We start from the raw sequence: 23,940 nt of genomic DNA, 5'->3' as shown, positions 1-23,940 counted from the left end.
CTATGTTAAAGTCTATGAGGTTGAATCTGGTTTCATCCATGCTGCTTGCCTGGCTTGCCTTCCTGCTGCTCGTCCCGGACGCGGCTTCCGCAGCGTCGGTCTCGCTCTCTCAAACCGCGCAAACCGCGCTTGCCAAACACATCGCGGCTGCCCCGGCCGCTTTGAAGGACAAGCTGAACGCGCAGACAGCCAGCCTGCAGACGATCCAGCGGCAAGAGACGAGCCTGGATGACCGATACAGCACGCTGCACGCGAATAACGCCAAGGCACTGGATGCCGTGAACCAGCGCATCAAGCTCATCGACGCGGATAAGCTGAACCGAATGACCAACGATCTGAACGCGCTGCGCACGAAGTACAAGCCGCTCTTCACGCTCTACACGACAGTCAATAAGCGGATTGCCGACGCGCGGGCTCTCAAACTGAAAGAGCTTACGGCCATTCTGAAGCAGCAGGCGGATATGCTCAAGACGGCCGTACAGCTGGCGCGCGCAGAAATCCGGATCCGGGAGGACGCGCTGTCCGCTGCCAAGGCAGCAACCGCCAAGACGGTTAAGTCCCTGAAGACCAGTCTGACCGCCATCACTTCCGTCCATGCGCAGTCCAAGGTCGCGCTTGCTTCCGCGTCCGGCACGAAGAAGACGATTCCCGGCGTCGTCAAGACGCTCAACGCCTGCGTGAAGAGCGGTTCGCATGCGGGAACGTTGCAATCTCTCTCCTCGCTTGTCGCGCTGTCGCACAGCATCGTCGATCAGAAAACCCGCGTTATCGAGCACGAGAACAAGATCGCGGCCATCATTAACCAAGTCGGCGCACAGATTCCGGTCCGTTAACGCCGAGCTCCGCTGCGCTGGCCGATTTGCTGCCATGCAGGTTCCCGATCTTCTGCAACTGCCAGCCATTGCCACGCCATTGTCAGAAGCCTGACATGCGCGGATGAATGCCCGAATAGTTTAGTAAGAGTCAAGTAACGGGAAGCAGACGACAGGCATACGGGAGGGAGCAGGCGATGCAGATTCATGTCGTGCAGGCAGGACAGTCGCTCTACCGGATCTCGCAGGCTTACGGCGTTCCGGTAGACGCGATCACGTCCGCCAATGAAATACTGCCGAGTCACACATTGGTGATCGGACAGGCACTGGTTATCCCTATCGTGGGCCAATATTATTACGTGGTGCCCGGAGACACCTTGTCATCGATCGCGGCCAGATTCGGCACGACCGCGGCCAGGCTCGCTTCCGTCAACGAGACCGAGGTAAACGCTCCGCTGAACGTAGGAACAAGGCTGTATATACCGCCGATGCCGAAGCGGCGCGCATACGTGAATGCGTATATCGCTCCGAGCGGCATGACGGTGTCGCCCGCGCTGACGGAGGCTGCCAGGCAGGCAGCTCCGCACTTGACATACCTGGCTCCGTCCAGCTTCCGCATTCAGCGCGACGGCACGCTTGCGCTGCCGCCGCTCGGCGATTTGCGAAGCATCGCGGCCAAGCAGCGGACAGCGATGATGTTGACCGTTACCAACCTCGAGGAGGATCAGTTCAGCTCCGATTTGGGCCATCTCATCCTAAGCGATACCGCGCTGCAGGATAAGCTGATCGCGAACATCGTGAGAACGGCGAAGAATTTGCATTACCAGGATGTCCATTTCGATCTGGAGCATCTGCTGCCCGAAGACCGCGAACCGTACAATCGATTTTTGCGCAAGGCCGTCATCCCCATTCATGCCGCCGGCCTCACGATGTCGACCGCCCTCGCGCCCAAGACCAGCGCGACCCAAGAAGGCGCCTGGTACTCCGCGCATGACTACAGGGCACATGGCGAGATCGCGGATTTCGTCATTATCATGACGTACGAGTGGGGCTACAGCGGCGGACCGCCGATGCCGGTCTCCCCGATCGGTCCCGTACGTACCGTGCTGGAATATGCGCTCACCGAAATGCCGGCCGGCAAAATCATGATGGGCCAGAACTTGTACGGCTATGACTGGACGCTGCCATACGTGCCCGGAGGCGCCTATGCCAAGGCGATCAGTCCCCAAGCGGCTATCGCGCTGGCACGGCAGCGGAACGCCGAGATCCTGTACGATACGGCGGCTCAGGCTCCGCACTTCACGTATTGGGACGATAACGGCAAGGAGCACCGGGTCTGGTTCGAGGACGCGCGTTCGATTCAGGCGAAGTTCAACTTAATGAAGCAGCTGCGCCTGCGCGGCATCAGCTATTGGAAGCTCGGGCTCAGCTTTCCGCAGAACTGGCTATTATTAGAGGATAATTTTGATATTGTTAAACTGCTGCCTTGACGCTGAAGCAATCGGCAGACGGCGGCTGGCTCTATACCATTGAGGCATCGCATAATGTTCATCTAACCTAGGGGGATGCCTCCTGTTCTATTTTTCACATGCAACGCCGTCACCGTCTCGGTCCAGATTGGAGCTGTAGCCAGGCTGACCCTTATAGAGCGGTGCCGCGCCTGCAGCTATTACAGCAGTACAATTATCGTAATAGACATTCCCCGGGTTAGGCTTCGGTGCTGGTTCTGATGTCGGCGGGCTCGCTACTCCTGTTTTTCCGTCAACGATGAAAAGTATCCGCATTCCGTTAGGATAGATCTCGAGCTCGTTTCCGACCCATGAACCAGCGCCTCGATTATCGGATGACTTCACGTAAGCCACATCGGCTCCTGCCCCGCCTTCCATGCACATCGCCATCGGGAATTCATCCCGGTCATACCCGGACTTGACAGGAATACCCGACAACGACTGTTCGCGATTTTCGTCTGCTCCTAACCGATCAATCGTACAAATTGGCGATTCCCCGCGAGCGAGCGAGCTTTTTATATGTGCCGCTGTTTCCGGATAACGACTCTCAGGAAAGTAAATAACGCGGTCATGCTGTCGGTCGTTGATGTAAACGGATCTTATTTTCGAATCCCATGTTACATATTTGTATAGCAGCTGCCCTGCTGCACGAACGGGGATATAGGTGACGCCGCTTAAGATCTTCGGAGCTACGCTTGCCTGTTTACCGTTTACGATCAACTTTATTGTCTTGTCCGCAGCCTTCGCTTGCTGTTGTTTTTGATCGCTGATGTACACCGTCTTTGATGAGGCATCCCAAGAAACATACTTATTCAACAGTTCGCCTGCTGCACGTACGGGCACATACGTAACGCCGCTTACAATCACTGGCGCCACGCTGGCCTGCTTGCCGTTTACAAACAACCTAATTACCGTGCTCACCGTTTTAACTTTTAGTGTCTTTTGTGTATTGAACGAATTTTTATTTATAACGGGACTTCGCTGCTTCCCATCTTCGATTTTAGGGGACTGCGAGCCGCATCCCGCTATGATACTTGCAACTGTCACTATAAGCATCATTTTCTTTAGCATGATTCGAATTGCACTCCCTCAATGTTCTCTTAGCTGCGATGAACGTTTTCACTTTATTGATATCCTTCTCATGTTTAAATTCGATTATTACCAATTCGAGTTTGTGATACCAAAGATGCGGATATACAGTCCGTTACTCGAAGACACAGTTTGATATAATGAAAGGCATTGAACGTTAGGCATGAAAAAAGCCCCCTTCCAGGGAAAGGTTAGATAACCTTTCCTCCCTGGATGGGGGCTTTGGGCAGCTTTCGCAGCAACAACAATAGGCGGCCGACATTTACTGTCAGCCGCCTGTAATATTGAATAGGCCATTTGTTATTTTGCCATGACGGCAAAGTAATTATCTTCATCGTCCGCAAAGTTAAACACTCTTCCGAACGGCATGGCGACGATTTCGCCGACCTTGACGTTTTTATCGGACAAGCTTTCGTGCAATTGATCGAAACGATCGGAGAAAAACATCAAGGAAGGCGTTCCGAGATTCATTCCCGGCGACATTTTGGCAACGAATTCCTTGTTGTGCAATATGATGCTTGTCTCGGCTTCCTCGGAAGGCGCAATCTCGATCCATCTCATGCCTTGGCCATTGTTCTCTTCGGAGATGACATGAAAACCCGCTTTCTCCGTCCAAAAATGCAAAGCCTTGTCTTGATCATTGACGTACAACATAATTTGACCGACTTTATTGATCATTGCTCTTCCACTCCTTCGTCATGTTGGCATGGTTCCAATTCGCTGCTTATTATCCTTCGTATTCCTTATTTCAACTCGTTCAAGCGATCTTCGAGACGGTCCCACGTATCCGTGATGCCTTCGAGCATGCCCATGTCCATGACGGTCTTCAGGTTTTCTGCCGACGCATAGATTGCCCGGTTGACCAGCTTCGTCCTGCCGTCCAGTTCGATGAACGTCAGCGTGACTTCGGTCGAAGGCAGCGTGTCGTTCGCATTGCCTTCGGCATCCGAGAAGTAATCGGTGTAGACGATCTTCTCCGGCTCGACGATGTCCGAGTATATGGCTTTGCCCCACGATTCCATCCCATAAAAATCGCCTTGATTCTGATCCACGCACTTCATGCAGTAGTGCCAAACGCCGCCCGGCCGGAAATCCACATGGCAGACCGGAAGCTCCCAGCCTTTGGGCCCCCACCAATGTTTCAGATGCTCCGCTTCTTTGAACATCTTGAATACGAGATCGCGCGGCGCCTCGAAAACCCGCTCCAGCACCAGTACCCGCTCGTCCTCAACCCTCGAAACCATGGCATGTTTAGACATTTTCATTCCTCCAATGTTGTTGTTTTCTTGTTTTGCAGCTCCCGCAAGTAACCTTCCAAATTGTCGAATCTATCTTCCATGACGTGCCGGAACGACTTCACCCAAGAATCCAGCGCTTGAAAAGGCTCGGGGCGGAGCTTGTAGATCCGGCGGTTGGCATCGGCCTTTACTTCCAATACCCCGCTATCGTTAAGCACCTTCAAATGCTTCGAGGCCTGGGGCTGGCGAAGCCCTAACCGTTCGGCGATTTCCCCTACGGTTAACGGGCCGTCGCGCAAGAGCTCGACGATCAGAACACGATTCGGATCGGCCAAAGCATGCAGCATCGTCAAGTCTATACCCGGATTGTCCGCTGTCATGTCATTCACCTCGTTAAGTGTTGGTTTCTCGGTATGCGCTCATCTCCTTCCTCACTCGAGTCATCCTTCTGCTGCTATGAATATACACTGAACCGAATATTCCTGTCAAGGAATATTCTAATTAGGGAATATACATAAAATGGTTTATCCAGCATTGCGGCTGCCTCGCTTAGTCGTGCGCGGATTCATCATGGGTCTCATTGGAATTCATCAGCTCCCGTCCGACTGCATGGGTTGCATCGGGGCGCATGGAGGTGCATCGGGTTGCATGGACTGCGTCGGCTGAATCGCCTGTATCGGCGGTCCCGGGCCGTCTAAGGTCGTAGTCCTTCCCCGCCTTAAGGCTGGATTCCAAAACCGCCGCTGGACGGTTTCAGCGAGGCCCCGCTCCCTTTACACTAAGGATATAGAAGAAACGCCAATTGCAGAAACGCACAGCGAGCTGACGGACTTGAAGAACGATCCCATACGCAGGATGAAGAGGAGAGGATTTACAATGAGAAAGCTTTACCGCTCTACTATGGACCGCAAATTGACAGGCCTTGCCGGAGGAATCGGCGAACGTTTCGGTATCGACCCAACGATCATCCGGCTAATTCTTCTTATTTCCGGCGTATTCAGCCTGGGCACGACGCTGCTCTTGTACATCGTCGCCAGCGTGCTGGTGCCGAAGGCGCCGTTCGAAGTACTGTCGCCCGATCAAGCGTTCCGTTACTACGGCTAACCGTCATCCCGTCACGCGAAACGTCAACACTCAACTATAGGAGATGAAGCAAATGGGTATCTTAAACCGCTTGTTTAACATTACGCAGGCTGCGGCCAACGAGCTGCTGGATAAATTGGAAGATCCGGCGATGATGATGAATCAGTACGTCCGGGGCATGCAGGAAGAAATCGCGAACGCGCAGCATGAGCTGCTGAAGCAGGAAGCGCTCGCGAAAGGCTTGCAGCAGCAGGCGAACGAAGCGTCCATCTTGGCGGAGCAAAGCGAGGCTAAGGCGCTGGAAGCGATGAGAGGCGGCCATGAAGCGCATGCCCGCGAAGCGCTGACGGCGAAGCTGCACTACGAAGAGAAAGCGAAGGAATACGGCGCGTGGAGCGAGAATGCGAAGCGCCAAATCGGCGAACTCACGCTTCGGCTGGAGACAGCCAAGGCCGAGCTGCCGCAGCTGATCCAGAAACGGGATGAGCTCATCCAGCGCATGCAGCAAGCCGCCGCGCAATCCCGCACGGCGATGCCGAGCTTCAGCACGGGACGCTCGGTCCTGGAGGGCGGCAATGCCTCCCGCGGATTCCAGCGCATGGAAGAGAAAATCGCGCAGTGGGAAGCCGGCATCCAAGCTTCCCGGAACCCCTACACGCCGTACGGGTACAACGGTTCTTACGCCAGCGCGCCGAACGCGTCCAAAGGTTCGCTCGTCGACGAACAGCTGGAGCAGCTGCGCAAGAAGCTGCCGACCGACGAACAGTAAGCATTTCCCTCGGCATCGTTCAAGCTCGCGCAGCTCGTTGAGCGAAGAACAGCAGAAAGCTGCCGATCTGCTCGGCCTCGTACGGAGTCAAAAAGCTGCCTCATGGGCAGCTTTTTTGCTGCTTCCGCTCGCGCAGCCCGCAGAGTGCTGAATTGCGGGCAGCTTTTCGTGCCGCGCAAGCCCCAGGCGGACTTTGCAAGCTGCCTCAAGTCATAAATTGGGATATGGATTCGCTGCGCTTGAAGCGTTCCCTCAAAGGTACTACCAACAATACCTAAATGATCAGGGCAGGCAGCGTAACTTGCTCATGTTGTAAATAATGCATATTTTAGTACCAATAAAGGGAGAATAGGCTCCTGTTGTTGCACATCATACACAAATTCCGGTTCATAGACGGGCTTTAGGGGCAGTTTTGGCTCTCAAAGTTGCATAAAAGGCATAAATGCAATGAACAAGAGGGCAAAACGGCCGGGAAAGTTGTACGTAATACAAAATTCCAGCTTCCCGGTCGGGCTAGTCAGGCTTGAGGGATGAGCTTGCGTTAAAAGGTGTCTTGCTCGAGGGTTATGAGGGCACGTTAGAAGGTGTCATGCTCGCGAGCATTTTGCTTTTCCCGTACAGCGGGCGATTGCTGACTTTCAATCCATTTTTTCGCCGTGCAGCCCCGGTTAGACGAAACAGCTGCCGCTTTTTTGCTGCTTCCGCTTGCGCAGCGCGCAGGTTGCTGACTTGCAGGCAGCTTTTAGTGCCGTGCAGCCCCGGTTAGACGAAAAAGCTGCCTAACAGGAGCTTTTTCGTTACATCCGCTCGCGAAGCAAGCAGATAGATGACTGTCAGTCAGCATTTAATGCCGCACAGGCCATATAAGCCGAGAAAAGCTGCCTCTCGGGCAGCTTTTTGCTGGCTTTCAAGGCACGCAGCGCGCCTTGAAGGCCGACCTTTAACCAGCTTTCCAACCGGACACCCCGACCCGTCCTCCCCGGCCGACGCCCCCTCCTACAACGCCACCGCCCCGCGCTACAGAAACATGCCGTCCCGATACGCGCTGAGCGTGCTCCCCATGCTCTTCTTGAACATTTTGCCGAAGGCGTGAACGTCCGCGTACCCGACGTGGGCAGCGATCTCCCCGACGGTCATCGGCGTGTGAAAGGCCAGCTCCAGCGCTTTCTGCAGCCGCGCCCAGCGCACGTATTGAAACGGCGTCATGCCCGTCGCGTCTTTGAAGAGACGAATGACGTAATTCGGCGAGAAGCCGGTCAGCTTCTCGAGGTCTACCAAGCGCAGCGGTTCCCGATAATGCTCCAGCAAGTGATTTTTGATTTGCAGCACCGCTCCCGCATTGCGCTTGCGCTCATGGTTCCCCGCATCGCCTTCGGCATCGAGCCGGGAGAGCTCGGCCAGCACGCCAAGCAGCTCCGCCTGACATTCCATGATGGATGCCAGGCCGGGCTGATGCTTGAAAGCGACGAGCCTGCGCAGCCGCCGGTGAACGGGCAGTTCGGCAACCCCGGCGAATAGAACGGTCCTTCCCATATAAGCCAACGGGGGCTCCTGCGCGTCGCCGAAGTGGAAGGATACCGAGATGCAGGCGAACGGAGACGCCGGACGTTTCCATGACGCATGCGGCACATGCGGAGGGATATAGACGAGGTCGCCCTGCTTGACGTCGTAGACGCGGTCTTCGACCTGAATGCAGCCTTCGCCCTCCGTCATGTATTGAAACTGATGATATTTGAGAATCCGCTCGGGCATGCGCCAGCTCTCGCTTGCGACGAATTGATGCGCCAGCACGACATGCGGCGGAAAATAACCGTCCTGCCGCAGCTCCGATTCGGCTACCCCTTCGTTCGTTCCCGCTGTCATAGAACCGGCAAATGCTTCGTCAGATCCGCCCAATCGGCTTCCAGCGACATGACCTGCTCCAGGTTCTTCAACCGCTCGGGACCGGCACTTTCCCGCATCGCCCGGCCATAGTAATGGTCGCGCGAGTAATGATAATGCATCAGGCAGAGCGACTGCAGCTCGCTAAGCGCCCGTTCGCCTTGAAACCGTTCCGAAGCGTTGATGGTGAACATTCGCCGGTATCCGCTTCCGCCCCACGACGAGTGGAAGGTTTCGTGCTTGAACACGAGCACGTCGCCGGGAACGACGTCGAGCGCAACCGCAGGCACCTCGCTGCCCGGGATCCCCCATGCTTGCTGGCTCTGCTGCACCTTGGCCATTACGTCTTCGCCGAACCGGTCCCCGAACCGATGACTGCCGGGAATAACCCGAAGCGCGCCGTTCTCCGCGGTCAAGGGATCGAGGTAGAAGGCGATCTTGATATGCTGGCGGCTCCGCTCCCGGCCATCCGGATGCCACGGCGTGTCGCCGGAATAATAATTGCCGTCGCTGCCCATATAGTTGTAATCGCTGCCAAGTAGGCTGACCAAAATATCGCGGATCGCGGGATGGTCCAGGAGGCCGCTCAGCTTCTCCCTCTGGTCGATGAACGGCACGATCATCGTGCGCTTGCTTCCGTCATGCTTTTGCTTCGGAAACATCGGAAACACCTGCTCGAATTCGTCTTGAATCCAGCCGATATCCTCCTTTAGCAGCGCAGGGAATTTAATAAATCCGAAGGTGTTGAAAAAATCGATTTGTTTGGCGTCCATGGTGTGCATGACATCCTCTCTCCAGCTTGGGAATACCCTCATTATACCGCGGGATTCCGTCCTCGACAGCAGCCAGGCCATGCGATATGGGGTTCAAAATCACACAAGAACGAGGCCCGGACACGTCTACAGGGGCACGTTGACCGACCAGCTGCGCGCGCAGCAAAAAGCCCGGTCCCCTCGTCCGTCATCGAACGGGGAATCGGGCTTTGGCGAGTCTCACGGCTTCTTTATACGAGGAAGAATCCTTCCTCGTGCAAATATTGCTCCGCTTCCTCGTACGTTTCGAGCACCATCTCCAGGTTAGGCCCTGCATACACGTACCACAGATCATCCTCGTGCTTCAAGGTCAGCGTCTGTTTGTCGGCGCCGTGCCACACCGATACATTGCCTTTACCTTTGCTGACGCCCGCAGCGGAAGAGGACGCCTTCTTCGACGCGGCAACCGGCTCCGGCTCGCGGACGGACAGCAGCCGAATGGATTCCGTTACGAGTTCGCGCAGCGCCGCCTCATCGTAATCGCGAATATTCACGAATCCCTTGTCGTCCGTATCGTAACCGCTCAAGCTGCCGGCATAGACGAATCCATTGCCGTTGGGATGCAGGTGGAAGGCAACGTTCTTCTTATCGTACAGACTTCCCTCGTACTGATAATTGACGCGGCCAAGCGACACGTCCTTCCGGCTAAGCTCGGGAAAGGACTCCAAAATCGCAAGCTTCTGATCGAAACTGAGCATAATCGCCTCCGGATATCGGTAATAGAATTGCCTGTGATTATACCATAGCCGCATGCATAAGGCCAAAATCCCACGTATCCGTTTGCAAAACGAGGGACGTGGGTAAAACATACGCGCTTTCTCGTCCGGATATGCCCGAAGTTCGGCAGAAGTTCAAGAACGATTGATAGCGCTGCCAATCGACGGACATAACGGATAACCGAATCGGCCGGGCGAACCCGGCTGAGTGTAATTCGTGCCTGCGGGGTAATATATAAACGATGCATTGGCACTGTTATCCAAGCGAACTGGTGCAGAAAGGCGGTGTAACCATGAAGAAGAAAAACAAGGACGGCTACGACGAAATGTACAACGAGACCTCGAACACCGCGGCCGGCATCAATACGCCGAAAGACCACGAGAGCTTCGGACCGATCGATATGGTCAGCGATGCGGTCGGCGAAATCGTCGATAAGGTCCAGCATACATTTGACGGCCATGAGAGCAGCGACGCCATGGACGATCTGAACGAGACGGACGAACCCGACCGTCAAACCGATTCGACCGAGCTGCGGCAGCGTCACGACCGGCATTCCTATTAATACGCAGCAAACCGCCCTCCGCTTCAAGCCTTTTGGCTTGCGGAGGGCGGTTTGCTGCGCGCTAGGTAGAAACCACGTTCAGCGAGAGCGCCGCTGCTGCCCGATTGATATCCGCGATCAAATCCTGCGGGCTCTCGAGTCCGACATACAACCGAACGATGCAGCCGTCTTCGGAATGCTCGCTTACCGGATTAACGGTGACGAGACTCTCGAATCCGCCCCAGCTGACGCCGATCTTGAAATATTTCAGCTCGTCGGCCCAAGCCTTCATCGTCTGGAGCGGCGCGTCCGCAACGAACGAGAACAGGCTGCTGCTGCCGGACATTTGGCTGACGGCCAGGTCATGCTGCGGATGGGACGGCAGGCCGGGATGGTTGACGCGGCGCACGAACGGCAGCGTGCGAACATGCTCCGCGACGGCAAGACCGCTTGATTCATGACGTTCCATGCGCAGAGGCAGCGTCCGCAGTCCCTTGGACACCAGCGCGGCGGTCTGAGGCGTCATGATCGCTCCGAGCAGCATGTACTCCTGATTGCCGATCCGCCCGACCAGCTCGCGGGAGCCGAGCACGACGCCGCCGACGCAGTCGCTGTGGCCGCCGATGTATTTGGTAATGGAATGCACGACGAGATCGACGCCCAGCGCCAGCGGATTCTGGTACAGCGGCGTCGCCCAAGTCCCGTCGATGATCGTCCGGGCGCCGATGCTCCGCGCGTATGCCGCGCACGCCTGCAAATCCTGCAGCTCGAAGTACATCGTCGTCGGGCTTTCCAGGTAGATCAGCTTCGTGTTCGGACGAGCCGCCTCGCGGATGTTATCGATGAACCTGCCGTCGACGAACGTCGTCTCCACGCCGAAGCGGCTCATATATAAGGAGAGCAGCTCCTTCGTCGGCCCGTAGGCTTGATCGACGCATACGGTATGATCGCCCTGCCCGACGCAGGACAGGATGGACGCGGAGATCGCGCCCATGCCGGAGGCGAAGCACTTGGCCTCTTCGGCTCCTTCCAATTCCGCAAGCTTCTGCTCCAAATACGAGACGGTCGGATTATTGCCCCGGGAATAAATATGGTTGTGCATCAGATCCTTGAATGCATGTTCGAAAGCCTCGTACGTTTCGAACGCGAACAGGCTGTTCTGATAGATCGGCACGTGAATCGCGCCGTGATGCCTGGTGTCCAAGGCATCGTACGCGGTTTGGGTAAATCGCTCCTCGAGCGGCACTTTGCTGTTCTGTTGATTCTTGTTGTTTGGCTGGCTCATCCTTTTTCTGCTCCTTGCGTCAATCCTTCCACGATGAAGCGCTGCGCTATCGCGAAGATGAAAATGGTCGGAATGATGGACAGGACCGCTCCCGCCGACATCGCGCCCCAGTCCACGTCGAATTTCAGAATGAACGAATTCATCGCGACGGGCAGCGTCTTCATCGATTCGTCATCGATGAACATGACGGCCAGGAACAGCTCGTTCCAGTTCTGCACGAAGGCGAAAATGAACGTCGACGCGATGCCCGGCAGCATGACGGGAATGATGACCCGCAGCAATGCCGACCAGCGCGAACACCCGTCGATCATCGCCGCTTCTTCCAGGCTTCCCGGGATCCGTTGGAAGAATCCGCGCAGCATGATCGTCGAGAACGGAATCAGCCCGACGGTGTACATCAGGACGAGCGAGTACCGCGTGTTCAGCAGGTCCATATGGCTCATCATCAGATACAGCGGCGCGAGCGAGATGAAGCCCGGCAGCATCTGCGTCAAGAAGAACGCCAGCATGACCTGCCCGTGACCGCGGAACTTGTAGCGAGCCAGCACATAAGCGCTAAGCACGGAAATAATAATGACGATAAAAGCCGCCGCGATGGACACGATCAAGCTGTTGCCGATATAAATATGGAATTTCGAGATTTTGAAAATATTCACGTAATTGTCCATGGTGAACTGCTTCGGCCAGTAACGCAGCGGGAAGGTGAAGATATCCTTCTGCGGCTTCAGCGACGTGATGACGATCCAATAAAGCGGGAACACCATAACGATCAGGTAGATGCCCAAAAACAAAACTTTGAACCCCGTTCCTAAACGCTGCTTCATTAGAAGTCACCCACTTTCTCCGCCTTGGTGACGGTCAGGAAGAAAATCGTATACAAGAGCAGCAGGGCGATCATGATGACCCCGATCGCGGAAGCTGCGCCGTAATCCCCGGCATAGATGATCTTGTCCAGCATCAGGGAAGACAGGATATGCGTGCTGCCGGCCGGACCGCCGTTCGTTAATCCATAGATAAGACTCGGATCGTTGAAGATCCAGATCGCCCGCAGAAGCGTCGTGGCGATGATCGTCGGCAGAATATAGGGAAGCGTCACGTTCCACAGCTTGCGAATGCCCGTCGCCCCGTCCATGTCGGCTGCTTCGTACAGATCGGCAGGCACGGATTGCAGGGCCGCCAGCAGCATGATCGCGAAGAACGCGATGCCGTACCACACGTTGGCAATAATGACGGACATCATCGCCCACTTCGGATTCGACAGAAAGCCGATCCGTTCGTCGATGATGTGCAAGCGCAGCAGAAGATCGTTGATGACGCCGATTTGCGAATTGAACATCCACTTCCAGATCATCCCGATCAGGAAGCCCGACAGCGCCCATGAATAGAACGCGAAGCCTTGGAAAATACCTCTGCCTCTGAACGGCTTTCTCAGGAGCAGCGCAAGCGCGAGACCGAAGACGAATTGAAGAATAAGCGAGCAGAACACCCAGTAGCCGCTGTTTTTCAGCGCGGTGAAAAATTTCGGATCCTTGAAAGCAGCCTTGAAGTTATCCAGACCGACGAAATGGACATTCCGGAGATCGAACAGCTTGTAATCCTGAAAAGCCATGATGATCCCTTTCAGAAACGGATAATACGTGAACGCCAGAATTAGCGCCAAGGCGGGGAGCAACCCCGATAGAATAAAAACCTTCTTGTTGTTCATACATGCACCGCCTTGCTTCTTGAATGTAGTAAGGGCGGCCAGCGCCGCCCTCCTTAATCATTGACTCACGTTTTACTTCTTCAGTTCCGCTTTCTGCTTGTCCCAGAAATCGGCCCATTTCTTCAGGGTATCGTCCAAAGACGTTTGGCCGAGCAGCAGCGATTGACCCGAATCCTGCACCAGCTGACCCCATTGTCCGTTGCCAGGATATTGGAACGGCGGTTTGAAGTTCACGAAATGCGCCGAATCGTTGCTCATGTCGAGCAGCGTCTTGTACGGACCGGATTTGAAGAATTCGTCTTCCGTAGCGGACGTGTGGATCGGAATAAGACCGAATTTCTTCGAGAACTCCGTGTTCTCCGCCGGGCTCGAGAGGAACGAGATCAGCTTCCAAGCTTCTTCTTTATGCTTGGAATCGGAAGGAATGGCCCAGCCTGCGCCGCCTGCGGCGAGCAGCGCTTTGCCGCCGGGACCGGCTTGCAGCGGAGCCGTCGCCCACGTGCCTTCGGCCATCTTCTCCGTCAGCGATTGGATAACGTCCGGATCCTGCAGCAGCATGCCCGTTACGCCGGACGTGAATGCCTGCACTTGCTCTTGGAAGCCCCAGTTCACGGAATCCGGCGGGGAAGTGTCTTTGTACAGCTTGAGGTACAGCTCCATCGCTTGTTTGCCTTCCGGCGTGGAGTAGATGCTCTTGCCGTCCTTCGTGAACATCGAATCTTCCAGGTTGACGTTGTCGCCGTTGTAAGCCAGCGTGATCGCGTCGGTCGTGCCGTTGGAACCCGATGCTCCGCGGAAGGAGAAGCCGAAACGGTTTTTGGACGGATCCGTCAGTTTCTTGCCCGTTTCATACAGTTCTTCCCACGTCTTCGGCGGCGTCAAGCCCAGTTCCTTGAACCAGTCCGCGCGGTAGAACAGTTGGCGCTCGTAGAGGCCGTTCGGCACGAAATACAGTTTGTCGCCGACGGAGCCGAGCGATTTCGCGATTGCGCTAACCGAAGCATAATCCGACCAGGAGTCGGCAAACGTATTAAGGGGGTCGATAAACCCGTTATTCACATATTCAGAGACGTTAAGATCACGTGCTTCGATGACGTCCAGGTCTTCCTTGGCTCCGAGCATCGTACGAATCTTGTTGTCCGCTTGGTCGAAAGGGGGCGAAATCAGGTCCACCTTAATGTTGGGGTTTGCAGTCTCAAACTTCTCAATGGAAGCTTTAAGCAGTTCTGTCCGTGCTGGACTGGTCAAGCTTTCGATCATTCGAAGCGTCACTTGTCCGCCGCCATTACCTTCGTTCGTCGAGTCATTCTTGCTGCCGCAGCCCGCCAGTAATCCGGCAGTCAGCGCACCGCATAACACCAAAGCCGAAACCTTATTGCGCGTTGTCATATTTCTTTCCCCCTGTCTGGATGTATCATACAGTCATCCTGTCTGATAGGTTTGATTATATTGAAAGCGCTATCGGCTGTCAATATAAAAAACGCCGCTTCTAGACGCTTTTAATTTTGGCTTCGATACAGTCCATCATCTTGTAAAACTCTTCCATGGCATTCTCCGTATCATGCGCTTTGATCGCATCGAACATCGTGATGTGAAAGGGATACGTCTCGTCGAACAGCTGCTTGTTGCCCAGCGGATCGTTAAAAAACTTCTCGTAAAGACCGGCGAAAGAGTCCATAACCGTCTCCAGTACCGGATTGCCCGCCGCCTTTATGATCGACTGATGGAACGCCAGATCGGTCTTGGACGTGTCCTTGCCGGCTTCCTTCAGCTTGCGGTATTCCTCCAGGCATACTTCGAGTTCCGCGATCTGCTTATCGGTGATTCGTTTGGACGCCAGTCGGATAATCTGTCCCTCGAGCGCTCTTCGAACCTCGAGCGTATGAAGCAAAAAGTTGCGTTCCTGCTCGATCTTAACTTTTCCCATAAAGCGATACGTATTCACGTCGCGGACGAAAATCCCCTTGCCATTCTCTACCTGGATGATATCCATCGCTTCCAAATAGCGCAGCGCTTCCCGCAGCGAAGAACGGCCGACGCCGAACATCTGCGTCATTTCTTCGACGGAAGGCAGCTTGTCGCCCTCGGACAGTTCTTTCTCTTGAATATAGTTCTGAATTTCTTGCGAGACCTGCTCGTGTACCAAGATCTTTTGAATTTTCCCCATGGGTCAACATGTCCCTCCTTACCTATCAACCTATCTGATAGGTTTATAGTTTATGCCAGTCATTACCCAAAGTCAACGAATCCGCCAAGGCATGAAAAGGAAAGTATTCCTTTATAAGGAATACTTCCAACTCACGCCTCTGCGCTCAACTCTGCTCCATATGCCCGCAACCGATGTGCACGCGCGATAGCTCGTCTAGCCCGCGTCTCTCTCTTGCACCCGCTTTATTCCGACGGAATGATTTTGACGGCAGCCCCTTTGCCGCTGACCTGGATGCCCGTTTCCTTACTTCCTTTTCCCTTGAGGTCGGACACCAGCCGCTCAAGCAGCGCCTTCGCCTGCTGGCTCTCCTTGCTCTGCGCGCGCACCGTCAGCAGGGCGGCGTGACCGGATTGCAGCAGCTTCTCGATCTGCCGCAGCTTCGTGTCGTAGTCATGATCCTCGATATGCGGCGTCAGCCGAATCTCCTTCTCTTTCGGCGTCTGCGCCTTGCGCTTCTCTTCCCGCTTCTGCGCGTTCCTGTCCTGCTTGGCCGCACTCCGGCTGACCAGCCGGCACGGGGGCGGGCTGCTCATCAGCGAGAGGCAGACCAGGTCGACGTCGTGCCGCTTGGCCAGCGCAAGCGCTTCGCTTCGGGATACGATGCCGAGATCCTCGCCGTCAATGCCCGTAAGCCGTACTTCGGATGCTTTAATTTGTTCATTTATGATCATGGCAGTCTATGCTCCTTCTTACGCCGCGGGTTTGGAAAGCGCTTCCTTATTTCCGTTCGCGGCTTGGCGTCATTCCTACATTCTGACATATTCCGCGAGTATGCGCAAAAGAAAAAGCAGCTTCCGGAGCTGCTTTTTCATATGGTATTAAATGGGATTAATTATTATAACTTTATTTATTAGATTAACTATACATATTGTAAAGCAATGAACGAGGTAGGGGCGGCCATGATCTGCCCTCAGGGCCCCTTATCCATTTCCGATGCTAAACGGCTCAGACCGCCTCACGCTCTGGCGCTTCGCCGAGCGGGGTCTCGGGGACCCGGCGCTCCAGCAGCGCGAGCTGCTCGAGCAGCATGATGCCGCTCAGCTGCGCGCTGAGCGTCACGCGCTCGGCAGGCGCGGAGCCCCAATTCGTGCCGAAGACGCAGCGCTCCGGGTCGCGGCCCTGCGCCCACAACGCCGTCGCATTAAGCGCAAGCAGCGTGATTGCGTCCGCACCGGATCCGGCGCTCGAATCCGTGCCGGCGGCCGTATCCGTAACGGCGGCAGCCGTGCCGCCGGACTCGGCGCGTGCCAGTTCGCCGAGATAGCGGACGAGGATGCCCTTGAACAGACCGCCATCGCCGTCTCCCTCGTCCTGCAGCAGGCCGCTTGCCGGGTCGGCCAATTCCGCCGCAGCAGCAGCCGCGGTGCGCTTCGCGTCGGTCAGGTAGACGCTGTCGCCCGTCAAGCGAAACAGCTCCACGCCGGCGCCGATATAGACGCCCTGGCAGTACGTAAACTTCCAGTCCTTGTCGATGGAGCCGTCGCCGGTCCGGTTCATGCCGTCCCAGACGAAGCCATTCTCGGGATTAACGAGATTCACCTTCATCCAGCCGTAGATCCGCTGCGCCCAGGCGAGGTCCTCCGGACGACCGAATGCCTTGTAGAGCCTGGCGGCCAGTATGGCTGCCGGCGCGTTGGCCGGCGTATTCTTGTAATCCGGCTGCGATTTCTGCCAGGCAATGCCTCCGCCCATGTGATCGTTCCAGCCGGTTTGGATGTCCTCCCACAGCAGCAGCGCGGTTGCTTTGTACGCCTCGACGCCAATCGCCTCGTAGGCACGCAGCCAAGCGATCGCCATCCACTCCATGTCATCGTACAGTTCGTTCGGGAATGCCCCTCCATTACGGACGAGCAGTCCCTCGTGAAGATCGGCAAGCGTCGCCGCATATCGCGGATTCCGCGTCCGGTCATAACCGTCGACGAGCGCATCTACGGCATGCGCCATCCACCAATAATGAAAAATCGTGTTGCATGCCCCGTCCGGGCAAGGAATCTCGATGTCATACAGCCGGATGGAAGGATTCCAGTACAGATCCGCTAAAGCTTGCTGCGCTTCTTCGGCGCGATTCGCCCACATCATGGCTGCCACTCTCCTATGTACGTTTTACCGACCGTTCGATCGTCGTCGCTTTCAATCACAGTTTATGGGCATGAAACTGGTATGTCAATATATAACTTATAACATTTAAATATATTGTTATACTAACAAATTAATTGGTATAGAAGCAAAAGAAGACCTCCGGGGCGAGACTGCCGGAGGCCTTGAATGTGTTTCGGTCTTGAATGTGTTTCGATCTAGACTATGATTCGGTCTTGTTTATACGGGGTCTTGATTAAATAGAGTCTGAATTATTGGGAATACGGCATTCACTTCGCCACCGCCACCCTAACGCCGCTTCATCGGCCCCGTCGAATCGCCGACGACCAAGGTCGCTTCCAGCAGCGTCTTGATCGGAAGCGACTCGCCTTCCCGAAGCTTCAATACGTTCTCGAAGGCAAGCTTGCCCAAGCCTTGCTGATCCTGCTTCATGTGCGTGAGCGGGAAAGTCCCGTCGTGTTCCGGGCTGTCGAAGCACAGGATCGAGAGATCCTCCGGGACGGATAATCCCAGCTCGCTTGCCGCCCTGATGGCCAATTGCGCGATATCGTATTCCGTCGCGAAGAGCGCCGTAATCTGCGGATACTTCGTCAGATGCGCCTTGATTGCGGCGATGTCCCGCTTCCTGTTCTCCTCCGCGTTGGCCTTCGGCAGCGAGGAAGCGATGGTCTCGATCCACAGCTCGCGCTCGACCTTGATGCCCCTCTCCGCGTGCGCCTGGATGAAGCCTTCGATCCGCTCCTCGATCGCGGTCGTATCCGCAGGCGGCGGCGTCAGGAAGCCGATCGACGTATGACCGAGCCCGAACAGATAATTCGTTCCTTCCTTTGCGGCGCCGACGTTATCCGTGCTGATGGAGCCCGCTGCCACGCCTTTCAGATGCCGATCGATGAGGATGAACGGAAATTTCGTAATGACGAGCTTCAGGATTTCAGCGTTAAAATACTCTCCCTGCGCCGGGAAAATAATAAGCCCATCGACGCCCAGCTCCAGCAGGCCTTGAATCGCTTCCGCCTCGTTGGCAGGGTTGCCGAACGATCGGCGAAGCACCAGATAAGCGTCGTTGAGGCGGGAGGCCTCCTCCATGCCGTAGATCAAGGCCGTGCCGTAGCTGTCGGCAAAATCCGTAATGACCAGGCCGATCAGCAGCTTGCCCTCCGCGCTCCGCGGCTTATGGCGTATCGGATGCGAGCCGGCGGCTCTCGCGGCTGCCCCCTTCACGGCTGCATCCGCCACGAACGACCCCCGCCCAGGCTGCCGGATAATATACCCTTCGTTCGCCAGCAGCTCGAGCGCCTTCTTGCTCGTGATCCGGCTGACCCCGTGCTCGTCGCCCAGCTCCTTCTCCGAAGGAACGCGGTCGCCTGCCTCGTATTTCCGCTCGTTGATCTCGTCGCGAAGCGTTTCGAATATACGTTCATACATCGGCTTTGATGGGGACTCGTTCGTCATGACTACCTCCGATCATTCAGGCAGCCCGCCGGCCGCGCTGAAGTCTTCCTTACGTTCCATTTGAATGTATATTAATATATCATGCTATATGGCATTGTCCAAGCCAAATGAGCTCAGCGATACGAAAAAGCAGATTTATAGGCAGAAAGGAAGCCCACTCATCGCCTGCGACAAGCAGTTCCGACGCCTAAAAAAGAGGGAGGAAGCCGCCCCCGGCCTCCCCCTCCACGATTACAACGATAGTACGGATGCCTGCTAGCGAAGCGTGTCCCCGAATTCAGCGAGCTTGTTCGTCGTTTCCTTGTCGGCCGGGTTCTGATTCAACTTCGCGAATAGTTCCCGGAGCTCCGGCGCTTTGCCGAGTACCGCCGCCCGATTGGATGGATTGAGCAGGTTTTTCCCGAAGCCGTCGAGCACGACGTCGATGCCGTCGTTTTGCTTCTCGAATGAAGTCAGCTTGGCCAGCGCGGCAGCCGCGGATACGGCAGCCACGCACTGATGGAAGCTTGCCTCATCCTCGTCCATGTCCTTGCCGAAGCTCGAGGCCGCTTCCCCCAGCTGGTAGCGAAAGGAATTGTCGGCCATTTGCTGTACGAAACGCAATCGTTCGTCGCTGTCGCTCCGCGCCCGGATATCGTTGAACAAGACGATGCCCAGAATGACGACGACGACGGATAACGCGGCGATCACTAATTTTGGATGCTTCATTCGGCAGCTCCTCTCGATGTTCGTCACGGTGATTTTCGTTCATGCGCAGCTATCGAAATCCCGATCGGCGGCCATGCCAGCCTGCAGGTCTCAGTCGTAATCCAGCTCCTTTACGAAATAAAGCACCAGCTCGTCGTCCATGCGCACCGTCTGGCCCGGCACGACTTCGATGTCGCGATACATGACGCCGTTCCCGTCCGGAACGTAGCCTCGTTGACAATAAATTCGCTGCGCGGCGCCATAATCCTTGTACAAACCGACGCCAATGCCGATCCGATTATGATCCAGCCCGACGATTCGTTCGAATTCATCCATCAGCTTGTTGGCCGTCCCCCGTTTCCGGTACTCCGGGAATACGTTCATATCGCTGATCTCCGGAATATGCTTGTCCTTGAAATACGGATACGAGGACGTATATTTCAAATGTGCGCAGCCGACCACTTGGCCATCGGCCAACGCAAGCAGCGTAATGCGCGTTCCGGCGGCGTTTTCGGCCAGGCACTCGTCATAATACGATTCGGGGCGGTGCAAACGATGCGCTTCGAACGCGGACTTCCACAGCGTCTTCAGCGCTTCGCCGCCGAGCGGCTCGAGCGTAATATCCATTCCGGTTCCTTCTCCTCCCATGCGATTATTTGGGCCGCGTCAACCTGCAGCGGGCAAGGCCGACGACGGTCCACCCCTTTCTTTACCCAGCGGCGCGGCCGGCTTCGATTCATTCCTCGTACGATTGCCGCAAAATGCCCCGCTTCGCCGAGCGGCCAATGAGCTCCTGCGCATAACCCCACAAGTTCTCCGAGCCGCTCGCGATCTCCCGATTGCGCTTCAGCACCATCTCTTCGGTAATCTTGTACCGCAGCCATGTATCGCCATCGTTATGGTGATTGTGAATGAGCGGCTGCAGGCGGTCGAGCGATGCCGCGAAACAAGCCTCCGCAGTCTCCTTGGCCTCGAACTCCCGCCACAGCCCGAGCAGCTCCCCTTCCTGCTCTATCGGCAGGAGGCCGAAGATCCGCGCGGCTGCACGCTGCTCCCGAGCCGATTTGTCTTCCTGCCCCTTCGTGTCGTAGGCGAACGTATCGCCGGCATCGATTTCTACGATGTCATGGACAAGCAGCATTTTGATCACTTTCAACAGGTCGATATGCGCATTCGCTTCCTTCTGCAGGATCAACGCCATCATGGCCAAATGCCACGAATGTTCGGCGTCGTTTTCGAGCCGGTCTCCGTGCATGATTTTCGTTTTGCGCCGAATCGTCTTCAGCTTGTCGATTTCAACCAAGAACGCCATCTGCTTCTCGAGCTCCGCCGTTTCCACGTGTCCGCCTCCATAGGGTCCGAATCTTAAAAACGTCCTTACTGATAATAGTAGCATATCTTGGAAGCATCCCGCGCTGCGCATTCCATGTAGGTTTTGTAGATAACGGCCGATATGCAAAAAAAGGGGCCGCCCGCGAGTGGACCGCCCCTTGTTAGTTTGTATCGCATGCTACCCATGATTAGCCCAGTCGGAGCGCCAAAGAGAGGCCCGTCAACCCGCCTTAACGCTGGATTGGTTCGATCCGGTACAATCCGGCTTTGCCGGGATTCTCCTCGCGTACCGCCCATCCAAACGACAATACGGACAGCAGCCGCTCATGCTCGGCAGGCGTCAGCGAAGCGACGACAGCTTCATTGCCCGCTTCCAGCACCAGCTCAGGTTCCTGCGCGAAGGCGACGTTGATCCAGGAACGAATGCCGCGAACGGTGTTGTATTTGATGCCGTAACCGCCACGGACGGCGGCCTCGAAAGTCTCCGGGTTAGCCGCGGCGAAATCCGCCAGCTGGCCGTAATCGAATTCGTATATACTGTCATCGGCAGGCAGTTCGTCGCGTTCCTTCACTCTCCGAACCACTTCGTCGTCGGACCAGCCGAGTCTGCGCAATCCTTCGAGCAGCAGCGCGTCCCATTGGGACAGTTTGACCTTATCTTCCATTGACGGTTCCTCCTTATCGGTCTGTTAGCTTTGGTTGATCCCTACATACAAGAAGATCAATAACCGGCTACATAATGGCCCGGACTGACTTCTTTCAGCTCTTGATCCCCGCCGGCCGCAGCGCCTCGCGGATCATAGATCAGCGGACTGCTCGTGCGGGCCGCGCGCGGATCGGGAATCGGAATCGACGACAACAGCGCCTTCGTATACGGATGCAGCGGGTTCTCGTACAGCTCGTCGCTGTCCGCCACTTCCACGAGACGGCCGCCGTACATGACGCCGATCCGGTCGGAGATATGGCGCACCATCGACAGATCATGGGCGATGAATAGATAGGTCAGTCCGAATTCGGCCTGCAGATCCTCGAGCATGTTGATGACCTGCGCCTGCACGGAGACGTCGAGCGCCGAGATCGGTTCGTCGCAGACGACGAAGTCGGGCCGCACGGACAGCGCGCGCGCAATCGAAATCCGCTGCCGCTGGCCGCCGCTGAATTCATGCGCGTACCTGTACATATGCTCGCGTTTCAGCCCTACCCGCTCGAGCAGGGCGCCGACGCTTTCCTTCCTTTCCTCGCCGCTCTTGTGCAAGCCGTGAATGTTCATCGGCTCGCCGATCAGATCCAGCACGTTCATGCCGGGATTAAGCGATGAATACGGATCTTGGAAAATCGTCTGAATACGCCTGCGGTACGGCTTCAATTGCTTGTCCCCGAGCTTCGAGATATCCGTCCCGTCGAACAGCACCTCGCCTGCCGTGTAGTCGTACAGCCGGATGAGACAGCGGCCGACCGTGGACTTGCCGCTGCCGGATTCGCCGACGAGGCCGAACGTTTCGCCCCGGCGAATCTGGAAGCTGACGCCGTCGACCGCCTTCAGGACGTCCTTGGATCGTCCCCAAATATCCGTGCCCTTCGTAAAATGCTTCTTCAAATTCCGCACGTCCACCAGCACGTCGTTCTTGGCGCCCGAAGCCGCGCCTTTACTGCTGATCGCATCGTTCATTAAGATGTCGCTCATCGCGCCGCTTCGCCCCTTTCCTCCAGCGCCTGCGCAAGCGTCCGTTTGCCGCCTTCCAGCAGCCAGCACAACGAGCGGTGCCCGTCTCCTTCGGTCTCGAGCATGGGCGGAAGCTCCCCGCACTTCTCGAATGCATACGGACACCGTTCCCTGAACGGGCAGCCGGGCTCCGGATCGATCAGATCCGGCGGCGACCCCTCGATCGGCACGAGCCGTTCGCGGTTCGCGCCTCCTCGCTGCGGCAGGGACCGAAGCAGTCCTTGCGTGTACGGGTGGCCCGTCCGATAGAAGATATCCTCGACTGTGCCCTCTTCCATGACCATGCCGGCGTACATGACGACGACGCGGGTGCATACCTTGGCGACGACGCCGAGATCATGCGTGATGAGCACGATCGCGGTGTCGGACTGCTGCTTCAGCTGCGTGAGCAGATCGAGCAGCTGCGCCTGGATCGTCACGTCGAGCGCCGTCGTCGGCTCGTCCGCGATGAGCAGCTCCGGATCGCACGAGAGCGCCATCGCGATCATGACGCGCTGGCGCATGCCGCCGCTGAATTCATGCGGATATTGATGCACGCGGCGCTCAGGCTCGTTGATCCCGACCTTGCGCAGCATGTTGACCGATTCCTTGAGGGCGGCTTCCTTGCCTAACCCTTTGTGCCTGCGAAGCACCTCCGCGATCTGATACCCGATCGTCTTGACCGGATTGAGCGACGTCATCGGATCTTGAAAGACCATCGCGATCCGGTTGCCCCGGAGCTGGCGCCATTTCTTCTGCGGCAGCCCGCGCAGGCTCTCGCCCCGGAAACGGATCTCGCCGCCCAGCACTTCGCCCGGCGCGGCGATCAGATCCATGATCGCCTTGGCCGTGACGCTCTTGCCGCTTCCCGATTCGCCTACGATGCCCAAGGTATCGCCGGCGCCGACGCGGAAGCTCACGCTCCGAACGGCCTGGTTCTCGCCCGCCCGGGTATGGAAGGATACTCTCAAATTATCGACCGTCAGCAGTTGTTCTGTCATCGTCCCATCACTCCTTTGCC

Annotated in this window: 26 protein-coding genes and 1 pseudogene; 5 read left to right on the top strand and 22 right to left on the bottom strand. The window is 56.3% G+C overall.

Going from position 1 to position 23,940, the window contains the following annotated elements; genetic code table 11:
* The first annotated feature begins 2 nt into the window (after positions 1-2).
* Both GT003_RS24445 and GT003_RS24440 read left to right on the top strand, forming a co-directional pair.
* The gene (locus GT003_RS24445; RefSeq protein WP_161702853.1) at positions 3-833 is read left to right on the top strand and encodes a hypothetical protein; all 831 of its coding nucleotides are present in this window, start codon (positions 3-5) and stop codon (positions 831-833) included.
* Positions 834-1,009: 176 nt separating this feature from the next.
* Positions 1,010-2,302, top strand: a complete 1,293-nt coding sequence (locus GT003_RS24440; protein ID WP_161702851.1) for a LysM peptidoglycan-binding domain-containing protein — start codon at positions 1,010-1,012, stop codon at positions 2,300-2,302.
* Positions 2,303-2,389: 87 nt separating this feature from the next.
* On the opposite strand, the gene GT003_RS32645 is transcribed toward GT003_RS24440, so the two are convergent.
* The 5 genes and pseudogenes from GT003_RS32645 to GT003_RS24420 all read right to left on the bottom strand — a co-directional run bounded on the left by GT003_RS32645 (position 2,390) and on the right by GT003_RS24420 (position 5,027).
* A complete protein-coding gene (locus GT003_RS32645) occupies positions 2,390-2,596 on the bottom strand; it encodes an excalibur calcium-binding domain-containing protein (protein WP_239566099.1) in 207 nt (68 codons plus the stop codon).
* A pseudogene (locus GT003_RS33175) lies at positions 2,576-3,376 on the bottom strand (stalk domain-containing protein); the annotation flags it as partial. The pseudogene GT003_RS33175 and the gene GT003_RS32645, both read right to left, overlap by 21 nt.
* A gap of 333 nt (positions 3,377-3,709) precedes the next feature.
* Complete coding sequence (locus tag GT003_RS24430; protein ID WP_161702847.1) at positions 3,710-4,087, bottom strand: VOC family protein; 378 nt, start codon at positions 4,085-4,087, stop codon at positions 3,710-3,712.
* Positions 4,088-4,152: 65 nt separating this feature from the next.
* Positions 4,153-4,668, bottom strand: coding sequence for an SRPBCC domain-containing protein (locus GT003_RS24425; protein ID WP_161702845.1), 516 nt, complete (start codon positions 4,666-4,668; stop codon positions 4,153-4,155).
* Positions 4,669-4,670: 2 nt separating this feature from the next.
* Positions 4,671-5,027, bottom strand: coding sequence for an ArsR/SmtB family transcription factor (locus GT003_RS24420; RefSeq protein ID WP_161702843.1), 357 nt, complete (start codon positions 5,025-5,027; stop codon positions 4,671-4,673).
* A gap of 496 nt (positions 5,028-5,523) precedes the next feature.
* Here GT003_RS24420 and GT003_RS24415 point away from each other — a divergent pair, with 496 nt between their 5' ends.
* Together GT003_RS24415 and GT003_RS24410 are read left to right on the top strand one after the other, a co-directional pair.
* On the top strand, positions 5,524-5,751 hold the full coding sequence (locus GT003_RS24415) for a PspC domain-containing protein (protein WP_161702841.1): 228 nt from the start codon (positions 5,524-5,526) through the stop codon (positions 5,749-5,751).
* A gap of 52 nt (positions 5,752-5,803) precedes the next feature.
* Positions 5,804-6,499 (top strand): PspA/IM30 family protein, encoded by a 696-nt coding sequence (locus GT003_RS24410; RefSeq protein WP_161702839.1) that lies wholly within the window; start codon positions 5,804-5,806, stop codon positions 6,497-6,499.
* 1,017 nt (positions 6,500-7,516) lie between these two features.
* Here the strand turns inward: GT003_RS24410 and GT003_RS24405 are convergent.
* The 3 genes from GT003_RS24405 to GT003_RS24395 all read right to left on the bottom strand — a co-directional run bounded on the left by GT003_RS24405 (position 7,517) and on the right by GT003_RS24395 (position 9,890).
* Positions 7,517-8,362 (bottom strand): helix-turn-helix transcriptional regulator, encoded by an 846-nt coding sequence (locus tag GT003_RS24405; protein WP_161702837.1) that lies wholly within the window; start codon positions 8,360-8,362, stop codon positions 7,517-7,519.
* Positions 8,359-9,153: a phytanoyl-CoA dioxygenase family protein gene (locus tag GT003_RS24400; RefSeq protein ID WP_161702835.1), complete on the bottom strand. Its 795-nt coding sequence runs from the start codon at positions 9,151-9,153 to the stop codon at positions 8,359-8,361. The genes GT003_RS24405 and GT003_RS24400 overlap by 4 nt, the downstream gene beginning before the upstream one ends.
* Positions 9,154-9,383: 230 nt before the next feature.
* Complete coding sequence (locus GT003_RS24395; RefSeq protein ID WP_161702833.1) at positions 9,384-9,890, bottom strand: hypothetical protein; 507 nt, start codon at positions 9,888-9,890, stop codon at positions 9,384-9,386.
* Between the two features lie 311 nt (positions 9,891-10,201).
* Here GT003_RS24395 and GT003_RS24390 point away from each other — a divergent pair, with 311 nt between their 5' ends.
* A complete protein-coding gene (locus tag GT003_RS24390; protein ID WP_161702831.1) occupies positions 10,202-10,471 on the top strand; it encodes a hypothetical protein in 270 nt (89 codons plus the stop codon).
* A gap of 61 nt (positions 10,472-10,532) precedes the next feature.
* On the opposite strand, the gene GT003_RS24385 is transcribed toward GT003_RS24390, so the two are convergent.
* The 14 genes from GT003_RS24385 to GT003_RS24320 all read right to left on the bottom strand — a co-directional run bounded on the left by GT003_RS24385 (position 10,533) and on the right by GT003_RS24320 (position 23,920).
* On the bottom strand, positions 10,533-11,735 hold the full coding sequence (locus GT003_RS24385) for a trans-sulfuration enzyme family protein (protein ID WP_161702829.1): 1,203 nt from the start codon (positions 11,733-11,735) through the stop codon (positions 10,533-10,535).
* Entirely contained in the window at positions 11,732-12,559 is an 828-nt protein-coding gene (locus tag GT003_RS24380) for a carbohydrate ABC transporter permease (protein ID WP_161702827.1), read from the bottom strand. Before GT003_RS24380 ends, GT003_RS24385 begins: the two co-directional genes overlap by 4 nt.
* A complete protein-coding gene (locus GT003_RS24375; RefSeq protein ID WP_161702825.1) occupies positions 12,559-13,440 on the bottom strand; it encodes a carbohydrate ABC transporter permease in 882 nt (293 codons plus the stop codon). Before GT003_RS24375 ends, GT003_RS24380 begins: the two co-directional genes overlap by 1 nt.
* Before the next feature lie 72 nt (positions 13,441-13,512).
* On the bottom strand, positions 13,513-14,829 hold the full coding sequence (locus tag GT003_RS24370) for an ABC transporter substrate-binding protein (RefSeq protein WP_161702823.1): 1,317 nt from the start codon (positions 14,827-14,829) through the stop codon (positions 13,513-13,515).
* A 100-nt stretch (positions 14,830-14,929) separates the two neighbouring features.
* Positions 14,930-15,607 (bottom strand): FadR/GntR family transcriptional regulator, encoded by a 678-nt coding sequence (locus tag GT003_RS24365; protein WP_161702821.1) that lies wholly within the window; start codon positions 15,605-15,607, stop codon positions 14,930-14,932.
* 224 nt (positions 15,608-15,831) lie between these two features.
* Positions 15,832-16,320: a translation initiation factor IF-3 gene (gene infC / locus GT003_RS24360; protein ID WP_161702819.1), complete on the bottom strand. Its 489-nt coding sequence runs from the start codon at positions 16,318-16,320 to the stop codon at positions 15,832-15,834.
* A 274-nt stretch (positions 16,321-16,594) separates the two neighbouring features.
* Positions 16,595-17,728, bottom strand: a complete 1,134-nt coding sequence (locus tag GT003_RS24355) for a glycoside hydrolase family 76 protein (RefSeq protein WP_161702817.1) — start codon at positions 17,726-17,728, stop codon at positions 16,595-16,597.
* A gap of 306 nt (positions 17,729-18,034) precedes the next feature.
* Complete coding sequence (locus GT003_RS24350; RefSeq protein ID WP_161702814.1) at positions 18,035-19,198, bottom strand: GntR family transcriptional regulator; 1,164 nt, start codon at positions 19,196-19,198, stop codon at positions 18,035-18,037.
* Between the two features lie 255 nt (positions 19,199-19,453).
* Positions 19,454-19,906 (bottom strand): hypothetical protein, encoded by a 453-nt coding sequence (locus GT003_RS24345; protein WP_161702812.1) that lies wholly within the window; start codon positions 19,904-19,906, stop codon positions 19,454-19,456.
* 90 nt (positions 19,907-19,996) lie between these two features.
* Positions 19,997-20,512, bottom strand: coding sequence for a GNAT family N-acetyltransferase (locus tag GT003_RS24340; RefSeq protein ID WP_161702810.1), 516 nt, complete (start codon positions 20,510-20,512; stop codon positions 19,997-19,999).
* Positions 20,513-20,621: 109 nt separating this feature from the next.
* Positions 20,622-21,197, bottom strand: a complete 576-nt coding sequence (locus tag GT003_RS24335) for an HD domain-containing protein (RefSeq protein WP_239566098.1) — start codon at positions 21,195-21,197, stop codon at positions 20,622-20,624.
* A 250-nt stretch (positions 21,198-21,447) separates the two neighbouring features.
* Entirely contained in the window at positions 21,448-21,882 is a 435-nt protein-coding gene (locus GT003_RS24330) for a hypothetical protein (protein WP_161702806.1), read from the bottom strand.
* A gap of 56 nt (positions 21,883-21,938) precedes the next feature.
* Positions 21,939-22,886, bottom strand: coding sequence for an ABC transporter ATP-binding protein (locus GT003_RS24325; protein WP_161702902.1), 948 nt, complete (start codon positions 22,884-22,886; stop codon positions 21,939-21,941).
* An 11-nt stretch (positions 22,887-22,897) separates the two neighbouring features.
* Complete coding sequence (locus tag GT003_RS24320; protein ID WP_161702804.1) at positions 22,898-23,920, bottom strand: ABC transporter ATP-binding protein; 1,023 nt, start codon at positions 23,918-23,920, stop codon at positions 22,898-22,900.
* Between the last annotated feature and the right edge of the window lie 20 nt (positions 23,921-23,940).

Origin of the sequence: Paenibacillus sacheonensis, assembly GCF_009909195.1 — a bacterium.
Classification (GTDB): domain Bacteria; phylum Bacillota; class Bacilli; order Paenibacillales; family Paenibacillaceae; genus Paenibacillus_Z; species Paenibacillus_Z sacheonensis.
This window is presented reverse-complemented; position numbering and strand designations above follow the sequence as displayed.

Bases quoted from the DNA above. Each gene is read 5' to 3' on its own strand.
- GT003_RS24420 (WP_161702843.1), bottom strand. From the start codon at position 5,027: ATGACAGCGGACAATCCGGGTATAGACTTGACGATGCTGCATGCTTTG.
- GT003_RS24440 (WP_161702851.1), top strand. From the start codon at position 1,010: ATGCAGATTCATGTCGTGCAGGCAGGACAGTCGCTCTACCGGATCTCG.
- GT003_RS24345 (WP_161702812.1), bottom strand. From the start codon at position 19,906: ATGAAGCATCCAAAATTAGTGATCGCCGCGTTATCCGTCGTCGTCGTC.
- GT003_RS24380 (WP_161702827.1), bottom strand. From the start codon at position 12,559: ATGAAGCAGCGTTTAGGAACGGGGTTCAAAGTTTTGTTTTTGGGCATC.
- GT003_RS24395 (WP_161702833.1), bottom strand. From the start codon at position 9,890: ATGCTCAGTTTCGATCAGAAGCTTGCGATTTTGGAGTCCTTTCCCGAG.
- GT003_RS24350 (WP_161702814.1), bottom strand. From the start codon at position 19,198: ATGACGAACGAGTCCCCATCAAAGCCGATGTATGAACGTATATTCGAA.
- GT003_RS24385 (WP_161702829.1), bottom strand. From the start codon at position 11,735: ATGAGCCAGCCAAACAACAAGAATCAACAGAACAGCAAAGTGCCGCTC.
- GT003_RS24340 (WP_161702810.1), bottom strand. From the start codon at position 20,512: ATGGATATTACGCTCGAGCCGCTCGGCGGCGAAGCGCTGAAGACGCTG.
- GT003_RS24330 (WP_161702806.1), bottom strand. From the start codon at position 21,882: ATGGAAGATAAGGTCAAACTGTCCCAATGGGACGCGCTGCTGCTCGAA.
- GT003_RS24430 (WP_161702847.1), bottom strand. From the start codon at position 4,087: ATGATCAATAAAGTCGGTCAAATTATGTTGTACGTCAATGATCAAGAC.
- GT003_RS24320 (WP_161702804.1), bottom strand. From the start codon at position 23,920: ATGACAGAACAACTGCTGACGGTCGATAATTTGAGAGTATCCTTCCAT.
- GT003_RS24325 (WP_161702902.1), bottom strand. From the start codon at position 22,886: ATGAACGATGCGATCAGCAGTAAAGGCGCGGCTTCGGGCGCCAAGAAC.
- GT003_RS24405 (WP_161702837.1), bottom strand. From the start codon at position 8,362: ATGACAGCGGGAACGAACGAAGGGGTAGCCGAATCGGAGCTGCGGCAG.
- GT003_RS24400 (WP_161702835.1), bottom strand. From the start codon at position 9,153: ATGGACGCCAAACAAATCGATTTTTTCAACACCTTCGGATTTATTAAA.
- GT003_RS24390 (WP_161702831.1), top strand. From the start codon at position 10,202: ATGAAGAAGAAAAACAAGGACGGCTACGACGAAATGTACAACGAGACC.
- infC (WP_161702819.1), bottom strand. From the start codon at position 16,320: ATGATCATAAATGAACAAATTAAAGCATCCGAAGTACGGCTTACGGGC.
- GT003_RS24445 (WP_161702853.1), top strand. From the start codon at position 3: ATGTTAAAGTCTATGAGGTTGAATCTGGTTTCATCCATGCTGCTTGCC.
- GT003_RS24425 (WP_161702845.1), bottom strand. From the start codon at position 4,668: ATGTCTAAACATGCCATGGTTTCGAGGGTTGAGGACGAGCGGGTACTG.
- GT003_RS24355 (WP_161702817.1), bottom strand. From the start codon at position 17,728: ATGATGTGGGCGAATCGCGCCGAAGAAGCGCAGCAAGCTTTAGCGGAT.
- GT003_RS24415 (WP_161702841.1), top strand. From the start codon at position 5,524: ATGAGAAAGCTTTACCGCTCTACTATGGACCGCAAATTGACAGGCCTT.
- GT003_RS24365 (WP_161702821.1), bottom strand. From the start codon at position 15,607: ATGGGGAAAATTCAAAAGATCTTGGTACACGAGCAGGTCTCGCAAGAA.
- GT003_RS32645 (WP_239566099.1), bottom strand. From the start codon at position 2,596: ATGCGGATACTTTTCATCGTTGACGGAAAAACAGGAGTAGCGAGCCCG.
- GT003_RS24370 (WP_161702823.1), bottom strand. From the start codon at position 14,829: ATGACAACGCGCAATAAGGTTTCGGCTTTGGTGTTATGCGGTGCGCTG.
- GT003_RS24410 (WP_161702839.1), top strand. From the start codon at position 5,804: ATGGGTATCTTAAACCGCTTGTTTAACATTACGCAGGCTGCGGCCAAC.
- GT003_RS24335 (WP_239566098.1), bottom strand. From the start codon at position 21,197: ATGGCGTTCTTGGTTGAAATCGACAAGCTGAAGACGATTCGGCGCAAA.
- GT003_RS24375 (WP_161702825.1), bottom strand. From the start codon at position 13,440: ATGAACAACAAGAAGGTTTTTATTCTATCGGGGTTGCTCCCCGCCTTG.